The organism is Streptomyces sp. NK08204, assembly GCF_020400585.1.
Taxonomy (GTDB): domain Bacteria; phylum Actinomycetota; class Actinomycetes; order Streptomycetales; family Streptomycetaceae; genus Streptomyces.
Map to the genome: position 1 here is coordinate 327643 of NZ_JAINVF010000005.1, position 23124 is coordinate 350766.

15 protein-coding genes, 2 tRNA genes and 1 pseudogene are annotated in these 23124 nt (G+C 73.0%); 10 read left to right on the forward strand and 8 right to left on the reverse strand.

Annotated elements, in window-relative coordinates; all coding sequences use genetic code 11:
• Nucleotides 1–4 precede the first annotated feature (4 nt).
• Nucleotides 5–1249 (reverse strand): MFS transporter, encoded by a 1245-nt coding sequence (locus K7G59_RS11155; RefSeq protein WP_225832892.1) that lies wholly within the window; start codon nt 1247–1249, stop codon nt 5–7.
• A gap of 135 nt (nt 1250–1384) precedes the next feature.
• On the opposite strand from K7G59_RS11155, the gene K7G59_RS11160 reads away from it, so the two are divergent.
• A complete protein-coding gene (locus K7G59_RS11160; protein WP_225832894.1) occupies nt 1385–1966 on the forward strand; it encodes a TetR family transcriptional regulator in 582 nt (193 codons plus the stop codon).
• 12 nt (nt 1967–1978) lie between these two features.
• On the opposite strand, the gene K7G59_RS11165 is transcribed toward K7G59_RS11160, so the two are convergent.
• Nucleotides 1979–6619: a PAS domain-containing protein gene (locus K7G59_RS11165; protein WP_225832898.1), complete on the reverse strand. Its 4641-nt coding sequence runs from the start codon at nt 6617–6619 to the stop codon at nt 1979–1981.
• A 256-nt stretch (nt 6620–6875) separates the two neighbouring features.
• Nucleotides 6876–7331, reverse strand: a pseudogene (locus K7G59_RS11170) (SSI family serine proteinase inhibitor); the annotation flags it as partial.
• 192 nt (nt 7332–7523) lie between these two features.
• Here K7G59_RS11170 and K7G59_RS11175 point away from each other — a divergent pair.
• The 8 genes from K7G59_RS11175 (at nt 7524) to K7G59_RS11210 (ending at nt 16112) form a co-directional block, all read left to right on the forward strand.
• Nucleotides 7524–7614 (forward strand) — tRNA-Ser (locus K7G59_RS11175).
• Nucleotides 7615–7832: 218 nt separating this feature from the next.
• Nucleotides 7833–7905: transfer RNA gene (locus K7G59_RS11180), tRNA-Arg, on the forward strand.
• Between the two features lie 188 nt (nt 7906–8093).
• Nucleotides 8094–8966, forward strand: a complete 873-nt coding sequence (locus tag K7G59_RS11185) for a DUF2797 domain-containing protein (protein ID WP_225832901.1) — start codon at nt 8094–8096, stop codon at nt 8964–8966.
• A gap of 232 nt (nt 8967–9198) precedes the next feature.
• Nucleotides 9199–9939 (forward strand): response regulator transcription factor, encoded by a 741-nt coding sequence (locus K7G59_RS11190; RefSeq protein ID WP_225832904.1) that lies wholly within the window; start codon nt 9199–9201, stop codon nt 9937–9939.
• The gene (locus tag K7G59_RS11195; protein ID WP_225832906.1) at nt 9936–11588 is read left to right on the forward strand and encodes a HAMP domain-containing sensor histidine kinase; all 1653 of its coding nucleotides are present in this window, start codon (nt 9936–9938) and stop codon (nt 11586–11588) included. The genes K7G59_RS11190 and K7G59_RS11195 overlap by 4 nt, the downstream gene beginning before the upstream one ends.
• A 14-nt stretch (nt 11589–11602) precedes the next feature.
• Complete coding sequence (locus tag K7G59_RS11200) at nt 11603–13015, forward strand: bifunctional glycosyltransferase family 2/GtrA family protein (protein WP_225832909.1); 1413 nt, start codon at nt 11603–11605, stop codon at nt 13013–13015.
• Nucleotides 13012–15288, forward strand: a complete 2277-nt coding sequence (locus K7G59_RS11205; RefSeq protein WP_225832912.1) for a glycosyltransferase family 39 protein — start codon at nt 13012–13014, stop codon at nt 15286–15288. Before K7G59_RS11200 ends, K7G59_RS11205 begins: the two co-directional genes overlap by 4 nt.
• 74 nt (nt 15289–15362) lie before the next feature.
• Nucleotides 15363–16112: a TetR/AcrR family transcriptional regulator gene (locus K7G59_RS11210; protein ID WP_225832915.1), complete on the forward strand. Its 750-nt coding sequence runs from the start codon at nt 15363–15365 to the stop codon at nt 16110–16112.
• A gap of 25 nt (nt 16113–16137) precedes the next feature.
• Here K7G59_RS11210 and K7G59_RS11215 read toward each other — a convergent pair whose 3' ends face one another.
• The 4 genes from K7G59_RS11215 to K7G59_RS11230 form a co-directional block, all read right to left on the reverse strand.
• On the reverse strand, nt 16138–16611 hold the full coding sequence (locus K7G59_RS11215) for a PPOX class F420-dependent oxidoreductase (protein WP_225832918.1): 474 nt from the start codon (nt 16609–16611) through the stop codon (nt 16138–16140).
• A gap of 49 nt (nt 16612–16660) precedes the next feature.
• Nucleotides 16661–17482, reverse strand: a complete 822-nt coding sequence (locus tag K7G59_RS11220; protein ID WP_225832921.1) for a YceI family protein — start codon at nt 17480–17482, stop codon at nt 16661–16663.
• 129 nt (nt 17483–17611) lie between these two features.
• Nucleotides 17612–20185 carry an MFS transporter gene (locus K7G59_RS11225; protein WP_225832924.1) on the reverse strand — a complete coding sequence of 858 codons (2574 nt, stop codon included), beginning with the start codon at nt 20183–20185 and terminating at the stop codon, nt 17612–17614.
• Between the two features lie 13 nt (nt 20186–20198).
• Entirely contained in the window at nt 20199–20693 is a 495-nt protein-coding gene (locus K7G59_RS11230; protein WP_225832927.1) for a MarR family winged helix-turn-helix transcriptional regulator, read from the reverse strand.
• 157 nt (nt 20694–20850) lie between these two features.
• Here K7G59_RS11230 and K7G59_RS11235 point away from each other — a divergent pair, with 157 nt between their 5' ends.
• A complete protein-coding gene (locus K7G59_RS11235; protein WP_225832930.1) occupies nt 20851–21045 on the forward strand; it encodes a hypothetical protein in 195 nt (64 codons plus the stop codon).
• Nucleotides 21046–22118: 1073 nt separating this feature from the next.
• Here the strand turns inward: K7G59_RS11235 and K7G59_RS11240 are convergent.
• Nucleotides 22119–23057 (reverse strand): RNA polymerase sigma factor SigF, encoded by a 939-nt coding sequence (locus tag K7G59_RS11240; protein ID WP_225832933.1) that lies wholly within the window; start codon nt 23055–23057, stop codon nt 22119–22121.
• Nucleotides 23058–23124 lie beyond the last annotated feature (67 nt).

Here is a 23124-nt window from a genome sequence, read left to right on the forward strand (position 1 = left end):
GGGCTCATCGCCGTACCCGGCGCCCCGCCCCGACGGCAGTGGTCGCCCAGCCCAGCAGCAGCCACACGCCCGCCACCGCGCAGACCCCGCCCCATCCCCAGTGGCCGTACGCCGGTCCGGCCAGGGCGGAGGCGATGGCGCCGCCCGCGAAGCTCGACACCATGTACGCGGTGTTGGCGGTCGCGGGGGTGTCGGTGGTGGTGAGGGCGAGGGTCTGGTTGGCGACGAGGGAGGCGACCAGGCCCGCGTGGAGCACGACCGCGCCCGCGAAGAGCGCGGCGAGCGCGTGCCCGCCGAGCCAGAACAGCGGGACGCAGACGGCGGCGAGCAGATAGGCGGAGCGGACCACCTTGCCGGCGCCGAGGCGGTCCACGAGCCCGCCCGCGAGCGGCGCCACCGCGCTCGCCGACAGTCCGAACAGTCCGAACAGTCCGGCAGTCGCGGTCGACAGCCCGTAGCGGGGGCCGGTCAGCAGCAGCGCGAGCGAGGTCCACAGGGCGCTCCACGCGCCGAACATCCCGGCCTGCCTCACGCAGGCCCGCCACAGGTCGGGCGAGCGGCGGACGAGCCCCGGCAGGGCGGTCAGCCCGGCGAACACCGGGCCGCGGCGGCGCGGGCGGTCCTCCCGGGGCAGGGCGTAGGCGGTGACCAGTCCCAGCCCCGCCGTCAGGACGGCGGCTCCGGCCAGCACCACCCGCCAGCCGTACGCCTGCCCGATCAGCCCGCCGAGGACGCGCGCCGCGACGATGCCGACGAACAGCCCGGAGATGACGGCGGCGACATGGCGGGCCCGCCGGTCGGCGGGAGCGCGGGCGGCGACCAGCGGGACCAGCAGCTGGGGCACGACGGTGGCGGCGGAGGCCACCAGGATGGCGGCGGCCAGCGCGGTGGTCCCGGTCGCCGCGGCGCCGGCTGCCAGCGCGGCGGCGGCGACCAGTGAGAGGACGCCGACCAGGCGCCGCCTGTCGAGGCTGTCGCCGAGCGGGGCGAAGAAGAGCAGGCCCGCCGCGTAGCCGAACTGAGCGACCGAGGCGACCCAGGCGACCCCGGAGGGGGTCGAGCCGAAGGCGTGGGCGATCAGCGGCAGCAGCGGGGCGGCGAGGTAGATGTTCGCGGCCGTCACGGCGGTGCACAGCGCGATCAGGGCGAGAGGGAGGCCGGGGCTCTGCTCCGCCCGGGTCCGGGCCTGTGTGCGCGGCGGATCCTCACGCGTGGCGGTGGCGGTGGCGGCGACGGTTGTCTGCGGCATGAACGGGATACCCCCTGGACCCTCTGCTTGCCAACTAACTGGTTGGTTGCCTGTCTGTCGACAGTCTGTGCCGAGCGCGGATCTGTGTCAACCAAATAGTTGGTTACTTGTCCTGTGCGGCCCTACCCTGTCCCCATGGCAGCAGTCAGGGACCCCGAGGCCACCAAGGCCCGCATCTTCGACGCGGCGGTCGCCGAGTTCGCCCGGCACGGCATCGCAGGCGCCCGCATCGACCGCATCGCCGCCGCGGCCAAGGCCAACAAGCAGCTGATCTACGCCTACTTCGGCAACAAGGCGGAGCTGTTCACCCAGGTCCTGGGCAGGTGCATGGTCGACCTGGCCGCCGCAGTGCCCATCGACCCCGACGACATCGAGGGGTGGATCGACCGCCTCCTCGACTACCACGCCGCCCACCCGGAGCTGCTGCGCCTGCTCTTCTGGGAGGGCATCGAGTACGGCACCGCCGAACTTCCTGACGAGGCGCAGCGCCAGGACCACTACGCCCGCAAGGTCGCCTCGATCGAGGACGGCCAGGACCGGGGTGTCATCACGGACGCGATTCCGCCCGGTGACCTGTTGTTCCTGCTCATCGCCATCGCCAACTGGATCGCCGTCGTACCGCAGATGGGACGCATCCTCACCGGCACCGAGGACACCGACCGCGCCCGCCTGCGGGCCTCGGTCAAGGAGGCGGCCCGCAGGCTGACGGCGAAGTGAGCCCCAGGTGAGCTAGTTGGTACCGATCCGCGCCAGCAGATCCACAATTCGCGACTGCACCTCGGCGCTGGTGGAGCGCTCGGCGAGGAACAGCACGGTCTCGCCCGAGGCCAGCCTGGGCAGGTCGGCCGGGTCGACAGCAGCGGTGTACACGACGAGCGGGGTGCGGTTGAGCTGCCCGTTCGCATGCAGCCAGTCCACGATCCCGGCCTGCTGCCGGTGGACCCGCATCAGATCCATCACCACGAGGTTCGGCCGGAACTGCCCTGCCAGCGTCACCGCGTCGGCATCGCTCGCGGCCCGTGCCACCTGCATCCCGCGCCGCTCCAGCGTCGCGGTCAGCGCCAGCGCGATTTCCGCGTGCTCCTCGATGAGCAGGACGCGCGGCGGATGCTGCTCGCTGTCACGCGGGGCCAGCGCCTTCAGGAGCACGGCGGGGTCAGCGCCGTACGCCGCCTCGCGCGTCGCCTGCCCGAGCCCGGCCGTGACCAGCACCGGCACCTCGGCGGCGACCGCCGCCTGGCGCAGCGACTGGAGCGCGGTCCGGGTGATCGGCCCGGTCAGCGGGTCGACGAACAGCGCGGCGGGGAACGCCGCGATCTGCGCGTCGACCTCCTCGCGCGAGTGCACGATGACGGGCCGGTAGCCGCGGTCGCTCAGCGCCTGCTGGGTCGTCACGTCCGGAGCGGGCCACACCAGCAGCCGACGCGGGTTGTCCAGCGGCTCCGGGGGCAGCTCGTCGTCCATCGGGCGCGGGCGCGGGGGGTCCGCGACCTCGACGGCCCCGCCGGGACCGTCCAGCGGCTCGGGCCCCTCGGCGGCGTTGGCGTCCGGGGCTCCGATGGCGTACGACCGTCCGGCACCCTCGGTGCCGGGGGCGAGCAGCGGCTGGCCGGCGAGGGACTGCCCGGCGAGCGGTTGCCCGGTTCCGGTCGGGCCCGGCAGCGAGGGCTGTGCGGGTTGCGTGGGTGGCTGCGCGGACGGCTGCTCGGCCGCCGGATGCGGACGGGCCTCCTGCTCCGGCTGCGGCTGTGCCTCCGCGCGGGCCGCCGGGTCGGGCGGCGTGCCCAGCTTGCGTCGGCGGCCGGAACCGCCCGGCGCGTGCGGGGCCGGAGTCGCCGTCGGCTGCTGCGCCTGCGCGGCCTGGCGCACGAACGGCACCCCCTGCCCCAGCGTCCGCACGCTGAAGGCCCGCCCCTGAGTCGAGTTCGGGTCGAAGGGCCGCCCCTGAGTCGAGTTCGGGTCGAACACGCCTGCCCCCGCGGCCTCGGCGGGCAGCGGCTGAGCACCCGGCGGCGTCTGAACGGCGGCGCGCGCCGGGGGGAGCGGGGTGCCGGGCGCCGGAGTGGCGGGTACGGGGGTGCCCGCGCCCGGGGTCGCATCGGCGCCGGGCCACTGTGCCGGGACGGTGGCCGCGGGAGTGCCGGCGGGCGGGGTCGGTGCACCCTGCGCCGCCTGGGCCTCCGCGGGCAGCGGCTGGGCAGCTGTCGGGGTGCCCGCCGCCGGGGTGGACTGTGCCACCGGGGCAGCCGTGGCGTGGATCTGCGGGACCTGCGGGACCTGCGGGACCTGCGGGGACTGTGGGCCTTGGGGCTGCGGCTGCTGGGCCTGGGCGGGCGTGGCGGGCGGAGGCACGGGTACGCCCTCGCCCAGGGTGCCCTGGGCGGGGACGACGACTGGGGGAACGGCGGCCGGGGGAACGACGGCCGGGGGAACGACGGCCGGGGGTACGGCGGCCTGGACGGGGATGCCCTGCCCGGCAGTTCCCTGCGCCGGGATGCCGGGCACCGGTGTCGCCTGACCGGCGGCGGCCGTAGCCGCGGCGGCAGGTGTCGCCGCCGTCGGTGCGGGAACGGCCGCCGGCAGACCCTGCGGAGCGACCGGCTGCGGTCCGACCGGCTGCGCGGGCTCCGCCGGCTGGGCCACCGCCCGGCGGCGCCGCCCGGTCGGGCCGCTCGTGGGGTGCGGCTGGGGCGGGGTGTGCTCCTCCGCCTGGTTGAGCGGTACGGCGTCGTGCCGCCCGTCGTCACCGGGCACGTGTTCGACGGCCACCGGCATCTGCGCGGGCACCTGCACCGCCTGACCGGGCACCTGCACCGCCTGACCGGGCAGTGCGCCCTGCGCCGGGCCGACCGGACCGGCCGCCTGCGGCAGCGCTTCCGCCGCCACGGCAGCCACGCCGGCCATGCCAGGCACATCAGTCACGTCTGTCGCCGCGTCAGCGGACTCCGGGGAGCGGTCGGCCTCGGCCGGCGGCAGGGCGAAGACCGTCCGCCCGACACCCGCCTCCTGGGCCGCGGCACGCTCCGCCGCGGCGGCCAGCGCACGACGGCGCCGCCCGGTGGGCCGGCCGTCCTCATCCGGCTCGGACTCCGCGCCCGTGGTCCCCGAGGCCGGCGCCGGTTCCCCACTGCCGCTGTCGCCGCGGCCGTCGCCGACGGCGGGCAGCGCGGGCGGCAGGGCGGCCTGCGGCGCGCCGGAGTCGCGCCGGGCACGCCGTCCCGTGGGCGCGGGCACACCCTGCGGCGGTACGGCACCGCCGAGCCCCGTACCGACCGCGGCGGTCCCCGCCGCATGCTCGGCGGCGGTCACCACGGCACCCTCGGCCGCGGCACCGTCTGCGCTGCCGTGTTCGTTCCCGGGGTTGTTGCTCTCGGCGGGCCGCCCGCGCCGTCGCCCGGTCCCGCCGGACGGGGTCTCCGTGGCCGCCTCGGCGTCGGTGCCCGGACCGGTCTCCTCGGCCGCCGCCCCGGCCCGCCTGCGGCGCCGCCCGGTCGGCGTGGGGGCTTCCGACCCGCTGCCGTCGGACTCGCCCGGAACATCGCTCTCCAGGAAGGCGTCCGTGGAGGCCCGCCGGGCCCGCCGACGTCCGCCACCGGTGCCCTGTTCGGCCGCGGTGGTGCCCATGGCCGGAGTCTCGGCATACCCGGTGCCGTCCTGGCTCTGGCCCTGGACGGCGACCGTACCGGTCCCGCCCCCGGGAACGGCCCCGGCCCCGCCGCCGAGCGGTACTTCGAGGACGTACGCGCTGCCGCTCATGCCCGGCACCTCGTGCGTCTGGAGCACCCCGCCGTGCGCGCGCACGATCCCGCGCACGATCGGCTCGTGCACCGGGTCTCCGCCGGCGTACGGGCCGCGCACCTCGATCCGCGCGACCTCGCCGCGCTGTGCCGCCGCGACCACGACGGTGTTGTCCAGGTAACCACCCGCGGAGACGGGCGAGTTGCCGGTCGCGTCGACGCCCGCCACGTCCGCCACGAGATGCGCGAGCGCGGTGGCGAGCCGCTGTGGGTCGACCTCGGCCTCGATGGGCGGTGCGTGCACGGCGAACTGCACCCGCCCCGGCCCGATGAGCTCGACAGCTCCCTCGACACCGGCGGCGACGACGGCGTCCAGCATCACCTTCGTACGGGTGATGTCCTCCGCGCCCGCGTCGAGACGCTGGTAGCCGAGGACGTTGTCGATGAGGGTGGTGATGCGGGAGTAGCCGGCGGAGAGGTGATGCAGCACCTGGTTGGCCTCGGGCCACAGCTGTCCGGCGTCGTCGGAGGCCAGGGCGGACAGTTCGCGCCGCAGCTCGTCGAGCGGCCCGCGCAGCGACTGCCCGAGCAGCGTGAGGAGCTGCTCGTGCCGTCCGGCGAGGGCGTCGTAGCGGTCCTTCTCCCGCTCGGCGAGCGAGGCGTACCGCTCCTCGTGGGCCGCCAGCTCCTCCCGGTGCGTCTCGTCCAGCTCCTCCACCTCGGTGACGTGCTGCTGACGCAGCGCGGTGAGGTCCGAGGCGTGCTCCTCGGAGAGCCGTTCCAGCTCGTCGGCGTGTGCCTTCTCCAGCGCGGCCTTCTCCTCGGCGAGCGAGTCGTACGGCCGCCGGTCGGTGAAGGTCATCACGGCACCGACGAGCTGGTCGCCGTCGCGGACGGGCGCGGTGGTGAGGTCGACGGAGACCTGCTCCCCGGCCTTCGACCACAGCACCTGCCCGCGCACCCGGTGCTTGCGTCCGGAACGCAGGGTGTCGGCGAGCGGGGACTCCGCGTACGGGAAGGGAGAGCCGTCGGCGCGGGAGTGCAGCACGAGGGTGTGCAGCTCCTTGCCGCCCAGCTCACCGGCCCGGTAGCCCAGTATCTGGGCGGCGGCCGGATTGACGAGCACGATCCGGCCGTCCGTGTCCGTCCCCACGACGCCCTCGGCCGCGGCCCGCAGGATCATCTCGGTCTGCCGCTGCGAGCGGGCCAGCTCGGCCTCGGTGTCGACGGTCCCGGACAGGTCCCGGACGACGATCATCAGCAGTTCGTCGCCGGTGTATCCGTAACCGTCGTAGGCCTGCTGACCGTTCTCCAGGTTCGCGCTGGTGACCTCGACCGGGAACTCGGTCCCGTCCGTGCGCCGGGCGACCATCCGCGCCGGCTTGGTCCGCCCGCGCGGGTCCATGTGATCGGGGCGCCGCATGGAGCCCGGGATCAGCCGCGAGTCGAACTGCGGCAGGAGATCGAGCAGGCCGCGCCCGACGAGTGCCGTTCCCGGCGCCTCGAAGGCCTCCAGCGCGATGGTGTTGGCGTTGACGACGGTTCCGTTCGCGTTGACCAGGACCAACGCGTCGGGCAGTGCGTCGAGTATGGCTGCGAGGCGAGCAGCGCCTCGGGATGGCCTGCTGCTCACGAGACGCTTCCTCCCTGTTACCGCATCTTGCCGACCGCTCGGGCCATCTTGCCAACCGGCCCGCGAGGTGTCACGCGAGGGAGTCTAAGGGCACGGGTTGCGCTTGCGACGCCGGATGAGAGGGAGGTCCCACGAGGAAGTGACGGCGAACGCGTGACCGCATTGCTTCAGCTCCCCGACGGCTCCCCGGGACCGCCGCGGGGCCTTTGCGCCCCCGACCGTTCCGTCGTGAACCTGCCTCGTCGGCAGGGGGCTGCGCAGGTGAACCGAAGGAGGGCAGGAGAGGAACCATCCTGTCCCACCGCCCGACCTCACACCCGTTGCTGCGGTCGTACGTCGCGTCGACCGGGCGTCCGGCCCAGGTTCCGGTGACATGAGCAGTGGCCGGTCCGCCGTGGAGCCTGGTGCAGGAGCTCATGGGCGCCACCGGGGCGAAGGGGTCCCGCCCCCAGCGCGTGTTCGCGTCGAGCACCCGGCAGGCCCCCGCCGCATCCGGATGCCGCCCGCCCTCCGGATGACAGAACACCTCGTACGTCCCGTCCCGCCCCACGCCCGCGTGCCGGACGACGACGGTGAGGTGATCAACGGGCTCCGCCCCGGCCGAGGCGGCGGGTACGGCCCCCAGGGCGCCGCCGGCCCAGAGCGAACCGGCGAGGGCGGCGACGGCGACTCGGTACGACGCCGCGACGGAAGACGACAGCACGGAAACCATGCCCTGCCCAACGCGCGCCCGCGCCGGACGTTCCGGCCGCCCCCCTTCCGAAGTCTCACCGCCGCCTCGCCGAGGAAGCCCTTTGCCCTGTGGCCTTCCTCCCTAGTACCGTGGGGGGCGATTGGTGACACCGCACTCGGCTGTGTCATCATCTGCACGCACCACTCGCGCGCTCGCGGGAGCGGTTGTGCTGGAGGCGTCGCCTAGTCCGGTCTATGGCGCCGCACTGCTAATGCGGTTTGGGCCTTAAAGCCCATCGAGGGTTCAAATCCCTCCGCCTCCGCTTCCGATCCGAAGCCCCGGTCCCCAGGACCGGGGCTTCGGTGTTTTCCCGCCCGCGGTGGCCGCGGCAGGCGGATCCCCAAGGGCTCCACTCCGCGTTTGCGCAGGTCACAAGGGGTGTGCGGATCGGATTTCACATGACGGCGGCAGTCATGTAATGTTCTTCCTGTCGCCGGGACGGGCCGAAAGGCCGGGAACGAAGACGAAACAAAAGAACAAGCACTCGTAGCTTAACGGATAGAGCATCTGACTACGGATCAGAAGGTTGCAGGTTCGAATCCTGCCGAGTGCACATGAGATGAGAGGCCCCGGAGAGATCCGGGGCCTCTTGCGTTTCCGGAGGCGTACAGCGAGCCCAGGTCGTGGGAACGCACCGGCGTGACGCCGCGCGCATCCTCGAGCACGCTGCGGCACGCCCGCCCCGAAGGGGCCTCCCGCCCGCAGGGCGTTGTCAGACCCAACGCCTTACCCTCACGAGTGATGGCACCCGTATGGACATGCTCCGGACTGCGCTGGACGCCGCACGGCCCCGTACTGGAGTGGGACGGCGGTCGGCGCAGTGCGCTGCATCAGGGCAAGCGGGTGGCCTTCGCCGTGTCGGAGGGGGCTGTGCGGCGGTGTGTGGGGGCGCGGCGGCACGGTTGTCCGATGCGGGCCGCCGTGCCGGGGCGGAGTACGGGGGCCCGGTGCGAGGAGTGTGCGCGGCTGGACCGGGCGCATTCCGTGGCCGCCGACACCGTCGCCGACGATCCACGGCCGTACCGCGTCTACCTGGCCTGGTTCGGGCCCGGCATGGTCAAGGTCGGGATCACCGCCGTCGAACGGGGTTCGGCCCGGCTGCTCGAGCAGGGTGCCGTCTGCTTCAGCTGGCTCGGCACCGGCCCGCTGATGGCCGCCCGGCGCACCGAGGAGCTGCTGCGGGCCGCCCTTCAGGTGCCGGACCGGATCTCCTACGCGGACAAGCGGGTGGTGCGGTCCCGTCTGCCGGGGAGCGAGGCCGAACGGGCCGAAGAGGTAAGAGCCTTGCACCAGCGTGCCGTCGAACTCGACCGGTGGCCCGAGTCGTTGCGGCGCATGCCGTGCCGGGTCGTCGATCACATGGGGGTGTTCGGTCTGGCCGATGCCCCGGGTGCCGTCGGCTGCGTCGCCGAACTCGTCGCGGGCGGGGCCGTGGACGGTGAGCTGGTCGCCGCCGCCGGGCCCGATCTGCACCTGGCCGTCGACGGGCGCAGGGTCGTCGTTCTCGACACACGGCTCATGACCGGATGGGAGCTGGTTCCCCTCGCCGTCGGTACCGGTCGATTCTCCGTGCCGGTACGGGAGTTCGTGCGCGAGCAGGAAGGGCTGTTCTGACCTTCCTGCGCGAAGGGCCGAGCGCCGAGCAGCGGGGGCCGGAGCGGTGGTACGGGCGGTACGCGATCCCAGCCGCCCGGCCGGAGAACAGCCATGGGTCCGTCCGTGAGTGACGTCCCGTAAGCGATGTCCCGTAAGTGCCGTTCCCTGAGTGACGTCCCATGGGTGTTTCTCAGAAAAATCACAGACTCGTGAAAGCCGGTTCTCAGAGGGCCTCGACATGGTGTCGACCATGACCACGACCTCGCCCCAGGGGCGCACCGAACTGCTGAGGCCGGACGGGAGCCCCGTCCGCGTGCTGGTGGTGGACGACGAGGCGTCGATCACCGAACTGCTGAGCATGGCTCTTCGCTACGAGGGCTGGCAGGTCAGGAGCGCGGGGCACGGGCAGGCTGCCGTACAGGCGGCCCGTGAGTTGCGGCCCGACGCCGTCGTCCTGGACATGATGCTGCCCGACATGGACGGGCTCACCGTGCTCGGACGGCTGCGGCGCGAGCTGCCCGACGTGCCCGTGCTCTTCCTGACCGCCAAGGACGCCGTCGAGGACCGTGTCGCCGGGCTCACCGCCGGCGGGGACGACTACGTCACCAAGCCGTTCAGCCTGGAGGAGGTCGTCGCGCGGCTGCGCGGGCTCATCCGGCGGGCCGGGGCCGCCGGCCGGCGGTCGGAGTCCGTGCTGGTCGTCGGGGACCTGACCCTCGACGAAGACAGCCATGAGGTGTCGCGGGGCGGGCAGTCCATTCACCTCACCGCCACCGAGTTCGAACTGCTCCGCTTCCTCATGCGCAACCCACGGCGCGTGCTCAGCAAGGCACAGATCCTGGACCGCGTGTGGTCGTACGACTTCGGCGGGCAGGCCAACGTCGTCGAGCTGTACATCTCCTACCTGCGGCGGAAGATCGACGCCGGGCGGGAGCCGATGATCCACACCCGGCGCGGAGCCGGTTACCTGATCAAGCCCGCCGCCGTATGAGCGGGCGACGACGGCCGCGTTCGCAGGCACGCCGGGCGGGACAGCCGTGCACCCTGCGGACCCGGCTCGTCGTCGCGTCCGTGGTGCTGATCGCCGTGGTGTGCGCGGTGATCGGTACGGTGACCACGCTCGCGCTGCGGACCCATCTGTACGACCAGCTGGACGACAAGGTCGGCGACATCGCCATGCGTGCGGTGGGCGGCCGGCTCCCGGGTCCCGATGGGAGGGAACCCGGCATCCGCACCCCGACCACGCCCGCCTCGCCGTCCACGAACGGCTCCCCGTACAGGACCGGGGTCACGCCGGGCGAACGGATCGAGCACCTCCTCGCCAACGGCCCTACGCAGCCCAACACCGTCGCGGCGTACGTGAGGAACGGCGCGATCGCCGGCGCCGGCAAGGCCGTGCAGCTGAAGGACAGCTACGGCGGGTTCCGCAGGATGGGCACGGTCGACCTCACCGCCGCGCAGCAGCAGGCCCTCGCCAGGGTGTCCAAGGACGGCAAGCCGCACACCGCGGGCCTGCCCGGACTCGGTGACTACCGCGTCCGGTACAAGTCGAGCCCCGACGGCAGCGACGCCTACTACGTCGCCCTGCCCACCAAGGACGTCGACGACAACATCGACACCCTCGTCGTCGTGGAGGTCTGTGTCACGGTGGCGGGCCTGCTCGCCGCCTCCCTCGCCGGTACCGTCATCGTCGGCGTGGCCACCCGCCCGCTGCGCCGGGTCGCCGCCACCGCCACGCGGGTCTCCGAACTGCCCCTGCACACCGGCGAGGTGCACCTCAGCGAGCGGGTCCCGGAGTCCGAGTGCGACCCGCACACCGAGGTCGGCCGGGTCGGTGCCGCGCTCAACCGCATGCTCGACCACGTCCACGGCGCCCTGCACGCCCGTCAGCAGAGCGAGATGCGGGTGCGGCAGTTCGTCGCGGACGCCAGTCACGAGCTGAGGACCCCGCTCGCGTCCATCCGTGGGTACGCCGAGCTGACCCGGCGCGGACGGGAACGGGTCGGGCCCGACACGCGGCACGCGCTCGGGCGGATCGAGTCCGAGGCGGGGCGGATGACTCTCCTCGTCGAGGACCTGCTGCTGCTCGCCCGGCTCGACGCCGGCCGGCCCCTGCAGTTCGAACAGACCGACCTGGTCCCGCTCGTCGTCGACACCGTCAGCGACGCCCGCGCGGCCGGCACGGACCACAACTGGCGGCTCGAACTGCCCGACGAGCCGGCCCTCGTCCCGGCGGACGCGGCCCGCCTGCAGCAGGTGCTGGTCAACCTGCTCGGCAACGCCCGCAACCACACCCCGCCCGGTACGACCGTCACCGCGCGCGTGCGGCGGCACGGGCCCTGGACGTGCGTCGACGTCGAGGACGACGGGCAGGGGATCGCGCCGGAGCTGCTGCCGCACGTCTTCGAGCGGTTCGCGCGCGGGGACTCCGCCCGGTCGAGGGCCACCGGCTCCACCGGGCTCGGCCTCGCCATCGTGCAGGCCGTCGCCGCCGCGCACGGCGGTGCCGTGAGCGTGGACAGCGTGCCGGGGCGGACCGTGTTCACCGTGCGGCTGCCCGCGGTCGCCCCGGTCCGGCAGCCCGCGCTCGACTCACAGGCACAGCACAGCACCACCACATGGGCACAACAGGGGGCCTGACCAGAGTCGGTGCCATGCGAACCGACTGTTCTTCCGGCACCCTGCCGGCACGGGAGCACCTCCCGGCCACAGACGCCGGTACGCCTGTCCTGGACGTAGTGATCCCCGTCCACAACGAGGAGAAGGACCTCCCCCCGTGCGTGCGCAGACTGCACGAGCACCTCACGCGCACCTTCCCGTACGCGTTCCGCATCACGATCGCGGACAACGCGTCCACGGACACCACCCCGCTGGTGGCGGCGCGGCTGGCGGCCGAGCTGCCCGAGGTCACCGGCTTCCGGCTGGAGCAGAAGGGCCGGGGGCGCGCTCTCAGGACGGTGTGGTCCGCGTCGAACGCCCCGGTCCTGGCCTACATGGACGTCGATCTGTCCACCGACCTCAACGCCCTGCTGCCCCTGGTGGCGCCGCTGATCTCGGGCCACTCGGACCTCGCCATCGGCTCCCGTCTCGCCCGCACCTCCCGGGTCGTACGAGGCCCCAAGCGGGAGTTCGTCAGCCGGGCCTACAACCTGATCCTGCGCGGCTCGCTCCAGGCCCGCTTCTCGGACGCGCAGTGCGGCTTCAAGGCGATCCGCCGTGAGGTGGCCCAGGTGCTGCTGCCGCTGGTGGAGGACACCGGCTGGTTCTTCGACACCGAGATGCTGGTGCTCGCCGAGCGGGCGGGGCTCAGGATCCACGAGGTGCCGGTCGACTGGGTGGACGACCCCGACTCCACCGTGCACATCCTGCGGACGGCGACCGACGACCTCAAGGGCGTGTGGCGGATCGGCAAGGCCCTGGCCACGGGTTCGCTGCCGCTGGACCGGCTCACCCGTCCGTTCGGTGACGACCCGCGCGACCGGGAGATCAGGGACGTACCCAGGGGGCTGGCCCGCCAGCTCGTCGGGTTCTGCGTGGTCGGCGGTCTGTCCACCGTGTTCTATCTGGCGCTCTACAGCGGCTTCCGGTCCGTCTCCGGCTCGCAGGCCGCCAACGCGCTCGCGCTGCTCGTCTCGGCCGTCGCCAACACCGCCGCCAACCGCCGCCTCACCTTCGGGGTGCGCGGCCGGGCCGGGACCGTCCGGCACCAGGCGCAGGGTCTGGTCGTCTTCGCCATCGGACTCGCCCTGACCAGTGGCTCCCTGGCCGCCCTGGACGCGGCCACCGACCACGCCGCGCACTCCACCGAACTGACGGTGCTCGTCGCCGCCAACCTCGCGGCGACCGTGCTGCGCTTCCTGCTCCTGCGCGCCTGGGTCTTCCCGGACCGGGGCGGTGACGGCGGCGACGGCGGCGACGGCGGGGAGGGTGGGGAGGGTGGCGGTGGCGGTGGTTCGAGGACCGTCGCCACGCATACGCCGTCCGCGCCCGCCTACGACTGGAGGGACGCCACCCTGCGGCTGCAGCCGGCGCGCCCCCACGACACCGACCCGGGGGATGCCCGATGACCGCCCACCACGACCAGCCGACCACCGAGCCGGGGGGTGGTCCCTCCGCCTGGGGCCCGCCCGCCACGGCCACCCCGCCGCGGGCCCCGGAGGCCTCACAGGCCCCCAAGGCCTCATGGACGACGGTGACTTCATCGACCCCGAACGCATCACCGACCCCGGACGCCCAGCGTCCCCCGGACGCCGGTGAGTCCAGGCAGCGGCTGCCGCGCAGGCTGTGGCGCGGCCGTCCGGAGGATCCTCGCTGGGTGCGTCCGGCCCTCCTCGGCCTGCTGGCGGCCACCCTCCTCCTCTACCTGTACGACCTGAGCGCCTCCGGCTACGCCAACTCCTTCTACTCGGCGGCCGTGCAGGCGGGCAGCAAGTCCTGGAAGGCGTTCTTCTTCGGCTCGCTGGACGCGGGGAACGCCATCACGGTCGACAAGCCCTCGGCGTTCCTGTGGCCGATGGAGCTGTCGGTACGGATCTTCGGGCTCAGCTCCTGGGCCGTCCTCGTGCCCGAGGTGCTGATGGGCGTGGGCGCGGTGGCGGTCGTGTACGCAGCCGTCCGGCGCCGGTTCGGCCCCGGCGCCGGACTGGTCGCGGGCGCGGTGCTCGCGCTCACACCCGTCGCGGCGCTGATGTTCCGGTTCAACAACCCGGACGCGCTGCTGGCCCTGCTGATGTCGCTGGCCTGCTACTTCGTCGTACGGGCCGTGGAGGACGGGCGCACGAGGTGGCTGGTGTGGGCCGGTGCCGCGATCGGGTTCGCCTTCCTCGCCAAGACCCTCCAGGCCTTCCTGATCCTGCCGCCGCTCGCGCTCGTCTACGCCGTGTGCGCTCCGGTGCGGCCGGCGAAGCGGCTGGCGCAGCTGGGCCTGGCGACCGTCGCGCTCGTCGTGGCGGGCGGCTGGTGGGTGGCCGTCGTCGAGCTGTGGCCGGCCGGCTCCCGCCCGTACGTCGGCGGTTCGCAGCACAACAGCTTCCTGGAGCTGACCTTCGGCTACAACGGCCTCGGCCGGCTCAACGGCGACGAGACCGGCAGCGTCGGTGGCGGCGGTGGCGGCAATGGCGCCGGCCGGTGGGGTGCCACGGGCTGGGACCGGATGTTCAACTCCGAGATCGGCGGCCAGGTCTCGTGGCTGCTCCCGGCCGCGCTGATCCTGCTGGTGGCCGGCCTGTGGGCGACGCGCAGGGCAGGCCGTACGTCCGTCACGCGCGCCTCGTTCCTGGTGTGGGGCGGTTCGCTGCTGGTCACCATGGTGGTCTTCAGCTACATGGCGGGCATCTTCCACCAGTACTACACCGTCGCCCTCGCCCCCTACCTCGCGGCCGTGACCGGTATGGGCGCCGGGCTGCTGTGGGAGAAGCGGAAGGAGACCTGGGCCTGTCTCGCCCTCACCGCCTCCGTGGTGACCGCGGCGGTCTGGGGGTACGTCCTGCTCAACCGCACGCCCGGTCATCTGCCGTGGCTGAGGTGGCTGGTCCTGGTCGGCGGCCTGACGGCGGCGCTCGGGCTGGTCTTCGCGGGCCGCCTCCCGCGTCGGCTCGCCCTCGGCGCGGCGGCGGCGGGCCTGATCGCCGCGCTGGCAGGCCCGACGGCCTACACCCTGAGCACGGTGAACTCCGCGCACATGGGCTCCATTCCGACGGCGGGCCCGGCGGGCGCGAGCATGAGGGGCTTCGGCGGCGGTCGCCCCGGCGCGGGGCCGGGTGGTCCGGGCGGTCCCGGCGGCAACGGCGGCGGTATGCGCGGCGGCTTCGGCGGCGGGATGCCAGGCCAGGGGCAGGGGCAGGGGCAGCGGCAGGGCCAGGGCTTGCCGGGTGGTGGCATGCCGGGCCGGAACGGCAACGGCTTCCCCGGTGGTCCCGTGCCGGGTGAGGCCGGCCGGGTGGGCATGGGCGGCGGCGGTGGCGCCGGCGGCCTGCTGAACGGCGCCGACGTCAGCTCCGCGGCGAAGAAGCTGCTGGAGAAGGACGCAGGGGCCTACACCTGGGTGGCCGCGGGCATCGGCTCCCAGAACGCCGCCAGCTACCAACTGGCCACCGGAGAACCGGTGATGGCGATCGGCGGCTTCAACGGCACCGACCCGTCGCCGACGCCGGCCCAGTTCAAGAAGTACGTGGCGCAAGGAAGGATCCACTACTTCATCGCGGGCGGCGGCATGGGCGGTGGCAACGGCGCGTCGTCCCGGATCACCTCATGGGTCGAGAGCAACTTCAAGAAGGTGACGGTCGGTTCGGCCACCTTCTACGACCTGACGCAGAGCACGTCGAGCACGTCCAGGAGCTGACCTGGAGCACCCGACAGGAAACGGCTGCCGCTCTAGCATCGTGAGAAGTGGCCGGTGTCCAGGAAGGTGTGCCGATGGTGCGGAGGGCTGCGCGGGGCAGTGTCTGGCTGGGAGGCAAGACACGGCGCGGCGGGCGCAGTGCGCAGCCCTCCGGGCTCGACCGGGAGCGGATCACCTCGGCGTCGGTGCGGCTGCTGGACGCCGAGGGCCTGACGAAGTTCTCCATGCGGCGGCTGGCGGGCGAGCTGAACGTCACCGCGATGTCCCTGTACTGGTACGTCGACACCAAGGACGACCTGCTGGAACTCGCCCTCGACGCCGCCTTCGGAGAACTGCGGCTGCCCGACCCGGGGGACGACGCGGCGGACTGGCGGGACCAGCTGCGCGCGCTGGCCGCCGACTACCGGGCGCTGCTGGTCCGCCATCCCTGGCTGTCCCCGCTCGCCGGGCGCCACCTCAACATCGGCCCGAACGCGCTCGCCTTCTCCCGTGTGGTCCAGCGGGTGGTCCGCCGCGCCGGGCTGCCCGCACACGGGGTGACCGGGGCGATCTCGGCGGTCTTCCAGTTCGTGTACGGCCACGGCACCATCGAGGGCCACCTCTTCGCGCGCATCGCGGACTCGGGGCTGACCGCGGACGAGTACCACGAGCAGGTCATGAGCATGGTGGCCCAGGACCCGGACACCGCCGAGGCCGTCCAGGAGTCGGAGGACATCGTGGCGGCCCGGGGCGGGAACACGGTCGCCGAGATGATGGACCGGGACTTCGCCTTCGCCCTGGACCTGCTGGTGGCCGGCATCGAGGCGATGGTCACGCGCGGCTGACCCCGCCGTGCAGGCTGTCCTCGGCCTACTCCTCGCCGGAGAAGAGCCGCGCCGGAAAACCGCCGGTCGCCACCGGCCCCCACCGCTGCGGGGTCACCCGGATGACGGACTTCCCCTGCTTGACCATCGCCTGCCGGTACTCGTCCCAGTCGGGGTGCTCCCCGGCGATGTTCCGGTAGTACTCGACCAGCGGCTCCACGGACTCCGGGCTGTCGACGACCTCGGCCGTGCCGTCGATCTGCACCCAGGGGCCGTTCCACTCGTCGCTCAGCACGACCACGCTCACGTGCGGGTCCCGCTTGGCGTTGCGGGTCTTGGCGCGCTCGGGGTAGGTGGAGACGACGATCCGGCCGGAGTCGTCGACCCCGCAGGTCAGCGGGGAGGCCTGCGGGCCGCCGTCGGAGCGGCGGGTGATGAGGAGGGCCCGGTGGCGGGGCCGTACGAAGTCCAGCAGCTCGTCCAGCGATACCCGGGTGTTGGTCGCGATGTTCGGTGCCATGGGCGCAGCCTAGGGGCAGCGGGTGCCCCGGTGGCTGACCCTGTCGGTCCTACGCCCGGGGCAGCGTGTCGCCCTGGACGGCCTGGATGTCCAGCTCGACCTTGAGGGTGGTGCCGATGGCGGCGATGCCGGCCTGGACGACCTGGTTGTAGGTGATCGCGAAGTCCTCGCGGTGCAGTTCGGCCGTCGCTCGGAAGGCGGCGCGGGTGCCGCCCCACGGGTCGGTGCCGGTGCCCAGGTAGGCGAGGTCCAGGTCGACCGGGCGGACGACGCCGCGCAGGCACAGCTCGCCGTGCACCGTCCAGCGGTCCGAGCCGGTCCCGGTGAGACCTGTGGAGCGGTAGGTGATCTCCGGGTGGTTCCCGGCGTCGAGGAAGTCCGCGGACCTCAAGTGCGTGTCGCGCATGCCGTTGCCGGTGTCGATGGACGCGGCCCTGATCACCGCCTCCACGCGGGACCTGGTGACGTCGTCCGGTGCGATCTCGATCGTGCCGCCGAACGTGGTGAACCGGCCGCGGACGCTGGAGATCCCGAGGTGCTGGGCGACCGCGGCCACCGAGGAGTGCGCCGGGTCTAGGGTCCACGGGCCGGGCGGCGGCAGCTCGGTGCCGCCCTGCCGGGCCAGCGTCACCGTGCCGACCTCGGCGCGTCCGCTCGCGGTGACGATCGCGCCGGCCGCGGCGGGCGCGTACCCGACGGCCGTGACGATCACCGTGTACGCCCCCGGCGCCAGCTCGGTGGTGTCACGTACGGCTCCCTCGGTGTCCGCCGGGGCCCGCAGCACCTGCGTACCGGTCGTGTCGGTCACCGTGACGACCGCGTGGGGCACGGCCCATCCGTCCCGGGTGCGGATCCTCGCGGTCAGTCCCATCCCGCATCTCCCTTGAAGGCGTGTGAATCAGTCGGATCGGTCGTGGGGAACCGGTCGCGCAGAACTGGGGAACCGGCCCGCGACGGGTGCGCCTCCGCTCGGGACGCACCCATCGCGGGCCGGGGCCGACTACTCGCCAAGGTGGGCGAGTTCGATGTCGTGGCCGTCGGTTCCGGGGCCGGAGAGGGTCAGCGCGGTGGCCACCGGCGGGTAGCCCGTCGCGATGACGGTGTACTCGCCGCTGTCCAGGTCGGTGAAGGCGTATGCCCCGTCCGGCCCGGTGGTGGCCGTGCCGGCCACGTTGCCCGCCGCGTCGACCAGAGTCACGCGGGCGTCGGCCAGCGGGCCGTGCGGGGCACGGACGACACCCTGGAGGCGGGCGCCGGCGTCCAGTTCGACCTCGAGCCGGGTGACCCCGGTGGCGCCGACCTCGACCGGCAGCGCACGCGGCCGGAAGCCGCTCGCGTTGACCGCGACGGTCACCGCGCCCGGCACCAGGTCGGTGAGGGCGAACTCGCCCTGTCCGCCGGTGGATGCGGTGGCCAGCAGGTCGCCGCGTACATCGGCGACGATCACCATCGCGTCCTCGACCGGCAGCGCGCTCCCGGCCGCCCGGACCACACCGGTCAACCCGCTGGTGCCGCTGAGCAGGAGGTCGTAGGCCAGCGCCTCCTCGCCCACGACGATCGTGGCGGCCTGCGGCTGGTAGCCGTCGGCGGAGGCGATCAGCACGTACGAGCCCGCGCCCGGCGCGTCCACCGCATAGGACCCGTCGTCCTGGGCGACCGCACGGCCCAGCTGGCGGCCGGAGAGGGAGATCAGCGTGACCGCGGCCTGCGGGACCGGGGCGCTCTCGGCGCCGCGTACGAAACCGTGCACCGGGGTGCCGCCGGGGGTCCCGAGCTCGGCCGCCGTGGCGACGGCGGTCAGCTGCCGGGCCGCGGTCGCGGTGGCCGGCGCCTCGGCGGGGCCGTCCGGCCGGACGACGGGCACGGCCCAGCCGGGCACCTTCTCGGGTGCGGGTTCCCGCACGACGTCGTCCATGGTGGTCTCGGCGTCAACGGTGGCCGCGGCGTGGGCGACGGCGTCGCCATCGGCCCGGGCCCGGTCCTGTGCGGTCTGGGCCAGCGCGCCGGACGTCCGCAGCGGGACCTCCTTGATGAACAGCACCACGATCAGCGAGATCAGGGCGAAGGGCGCCGCGTAGAGGAAGACGTCCGCGATGCCGTGGCCGTAGGCGCCCTCCAGCCAGTGGCGCACCGGGGCGGGCAGCTTGTCCATGTCCGGCAGCCCGCCGCCGCCCGTGGCCCTGGCTGCGGCCATCCGCGCCTTCGGACTCAGGTCGGTGATGCTGTCCTTGGCGTAGTGGGTGATCCGGGTGGACATCACCGAGCCGAGGACGCCGACGCCGACCGCACCGCCGAGCGAGCGGAAGAAGCTCACCGTGGAGGAGGCGGCGCCCAGGTCCTTCGGGGCGACCTGGTTCTGGGTGGACAGGACGAGGTTCTGCATCATCGTGCCGACGCCGATGCCCAGCAGCGCCATGTAGATCGACAGTTCCCAGTACGGGGTGTCGTAGCGCATCAGGCCGAGCAGGGCCAGGCCGGCCGTGAGGGAGACACCGCCGGCGACCAGCCAGCCCTTCCAGCGGCCGGTGGCGGTGATGAACCGGCCGGAGATCATGGAGGCGACGAACAGGCCGCTGATCATCGGGATGGTCATGACGCCGGACATCGTCGGGGACTTGTCCCGCGCCAGTTGGAAGTACTGCGAGAAGAAGACGGTGCCCGAGTACATGCCGACACCGACGAACAGTGAGGCCAGCGAGGCCAGCGAGATCGTGCGGTTGCGGAACAGGCGCAGCGGGATGATCGGCTCGGCGGCCCTGGTCTCGGTGAACACGAACAGCAGTGCCAGCACGATCGTGCCGCTCACCATCGTGTACGTCTGCCACGACAGCCAGTCGTACTTGTCGTCGGCGAAGGTGACCCAGATCAGCAGCAACGAGGCGGCGGCCGTGATGAAGAAGGCGCCCGTCCAGTCGACCTTGACCCGGCGCCTGGCGACCGGCAGGTGCAGCGTCTTCTGCAGCACGACCAGGGCGATCAGCGCGAAGGGGATGCCGACGAACAGGCAGTAGCGCCAGCCGAGCCAGTCGGTGTCGGTGATGACGCCGCCGAGCAGCGGGCCGCCGACGGTGGCCACGGCGAAGGTGGCGCCGGTGTAGCCGGAGTAGCGGCCGCGCTCTCGCGGGGAGATCATCGCGGCCATGACGACCTGCACCAGGGCGGACAGACCACCGGCGCCCAGGCCCTGGATGACACGGGCGCCGATCAGCATCGCCGGGTTCTGCGCCAGACCGGCGACGACCGAGCCGATGACGTAGATGACCAGGGATATCTGGACGAGCGCCTTCTTGCTGACCAGGTCGGCGAGCTTGCCCCACAGCGGCACGGAGGCCGTCATGGCGAGCAGCGCCGCGGTGACGACCCAGGTGTAGGCGGACTGGCCGCCGCCGAGGTCCTTGATGATCGTCGGCAGTGCGTTGGTGACGATCGTCGAGGAGAGGATGGCGGCGAACAGGCCCAGAAGCAGGCCGGACAGCGCCTCCATGATCTGCCGGTGGGTCATGGGGGCGTGCTCCGCGGAGCCTCCCCCGTGCTTGGCGTGAGCCCGCACACCGGCTGGTGTGGTTGTTGCCATGGGCTTCCTTCTCTTACGTGCTCGCGGGTGTACGGGTGGTTTCTCGAAGTACGGGGTCGTGGAACCCGGCCGGTGCGGAGCGGCAGTCGCCGAAGCTCGCGCGCAGGCGGGTCATCAGCCGGATGAGCTGGCCGACCTCGTCGTCGCTCCAGTCGGCGAGTCGCTCGGCGAGCAGGTGGCTGCTCCGCCGGGACAGCTCGTCGAGCTGCGCCAGTCCCCCCGGTGTCAGGCGCAGGATCCGTGAGCGCTTGTCGGCGGGGTCCGGGGACCGCTCGATCCAGCCGCGGGCGGCGGCATGGGCGACATGCCGGCTGGTGACCGACATGTCCACGGCCAGCAGCTCGGCCAGCCTGCCCATGCGCATGTCGCCGTGGCGGTCGAGGAGGGTCAGTACGGCGGCCGAGCCGGCCGGGCAGTCGGCCGGCAGGATCCGGCCCAGGTCCCGTTTCACGGCTCCGATGGCGCTGAGCTGACGTGCCAGCTCCCAGAACTGCGCCTGCTCGGCCATCCCACACCTCCTGAAGTCGTTGCTCTAGGCAACCTTACGGATGATTGGTTGCCGCAGGCAAATAAATGGTCGGTCCGTGGGCGCAAAAAGTTGGCAAAGGCAAGTAATTCGGCCCCGCACTTGGGCCGCTCACCCGGATTCGCTAGTGTCTCGGGCCATGGCTAACACCCAGGGCCCCCAGGGCAACTACGACCCCGCAGGCAGCACGCAGATGTTCCGCGCGTTCGTGGACGAGGCCCCGCAGGGCCGGCAGCAGGCGGCGGCTTCCTCCGGTCCCCGCGTCGGCCTGATCATCGGCATCGTCGTCGCCGTGGCCGTCGTTGCCGCGGTGGCCTGGCTGGCGCTGAAGTAAAACCGCGCACCGGACACGCGAGCCCGGCCGGATGCCGGCCGGGGCCACGCCTGCCGGCCGCGCGCACGCGCGCTGCGGCTCGCCGGAAGGCAGGGTGTCGGTGCCGTCCGTCTCCACTCCGTCGGCGGCATCACCGTCCCGCTCGTGGCGGCTGCCGGAATCATCCTCGCCGGGAGGCCGGGGGCGGCGGCCACGGGCACCGCGCGTCCTGGGCCGGTCGGGCCTCCGGGGCCGCGCCCGTACGCATGCCGGGTCCGGCGAAGTCGGCGGTGCCGCTCGCTCCGCGACGGTCCTCGACTCGGCGGACGGCCATGTCCCGCGTCTCGACGTGCATGCCCAGGGGTATCCGCCGGGCGTCCACACACCGTCCACGCCAGGGACGTGCGCGCACTCGGTCCGATGGACACCGGCAGGTCCGCGGTCGCCTCGACCGTTCCTCAGCCGGTGCCGAGCGCCCCGAGGGCGGGCGTCGCGAAGGTCACCGTGCCCGAATGCACCGACGGACCACCGGTGTTGACGAAGGGCACGGTCACCTCCTCGCACCACCACCGGTCCGTCATACGTGTGACGTCGCCCCGGATGAGGTAGGCAGCCGTAACGGAACCGGCGACAGCGCGCGTTGGCAGCGGCATCGGTGAACCAGGCTCAGGCGGCGCGGATGTGGCCTCGCCTCCGGTGGTGCTCGACGGGGTGCCGGCCGGAGGCGGACGCCGTGGGGGGAGCGGAAGCGCCGGAAGGGGGGCGCGACCGACACCGTCGCGCTGAAGAAGTGTTCATGTGTGCGGAGTTGCGGTTGCTCCGCGATGCAGGCGTCGTCCGGTCAGCGGTGCCATCCGCACCGGCCCGTCGGTCCCCCCGCGCCCCTGCTGGGCTCGGTACGCCTCCTGCGGCCACGTAGCCGCCGCCCGGACCGCCGCACGCGCCCAGGGCCCCGCCCGGACGGACGACGGCCGCCGACGCTGCCAAGACGGCGCCTCGGCGGCCACGCGTCCATGTCGTCGCACGAAGCGCCGGCCCCATGGTCGCTGACGCTCGGCCACGGGATACCTGACGTACGCGGACTCCGAGGAGTCTCAGTCGGAGATCAGGCCCTCGCGCAGTTGGGCCAGGGTCCGGGTGAGCAGCCGGGAGACGTGCATCTGGGAGATGCCGACCTCCTCGCCGATCTGGGACTGCGTCATGTTGGCGAAAAAGCGCAGCATGATGATCCGGCGCTCCCGGGGCGGGAGCTTGGCCAGCAGCGGTTTGAGGGACTCGCGGTACTCCACGCCCTCCAGTGCCGTGTCCTCGTAGCCGAGGCGGTCGGCAAGGGAGCCCTCCCCGCCGTCGTCCTCGGGGGCCGGCGAGTCCAGCGAGGAGGCCGTGTAGGCGTTGCCCACCGCGAGGCCGTCGACCACGTCCTCTTCGGAGACGCCGAGCACGGCGGCCAGTTCCGTCACCGTCGGGGAGCGGTCGAGCTTCTGGGACAGCTCGTCGCTGGCCTTGGTGAGGGCCAGGCGCAGCTCCTGCAGCCTCCGCGGCACCCGGACCGACCAGGAGGTGTCGCGGAAGAAGCGCTTGATCTCGCCGACCACCGTCGGCATCGCGAACGTCGGGAACTCCACGCCCCGTTCGCAGTCGAAGCGATCGATCGCCTTGATCAGGCCGATGGTGCCGACCTGGACGATGTCCTCCATCGGCTCGTTGCGGGAGCGGAAGCGCGCCGCCGCGTAGCGGACCAGCGGGAGGTTCAGTTCGATCAGGGTGTCCCGGACGTAGGCGCGCTCCGGGCTGTTCTCGTCGAGCGCGGCGAGCCGCAGGAACAGGGAACGGGACAGGGTGCGGGTGTCGATGTCCGCCGGGTCCGGCACGGCGGGGGTGGCCTCGGCGGCCGGGGCGGCCGGGGCCGGCACGGCGTCGAGTACCGGTACGCCATCAAGGCTGTCGAGCACGTCGAGAGCGTCGAGTTCCTTGGGTGCTGCCTCGCTCTTCGTGGGCGTGAGCACCTTGGAGCTGCCCTGTTCTGCGGACATGCCACCCCCTTTGGGTCGCGGGACGGTCGCGGCGGCGCTGCTTTCGAGCAACGCAGCCTTCACCTGA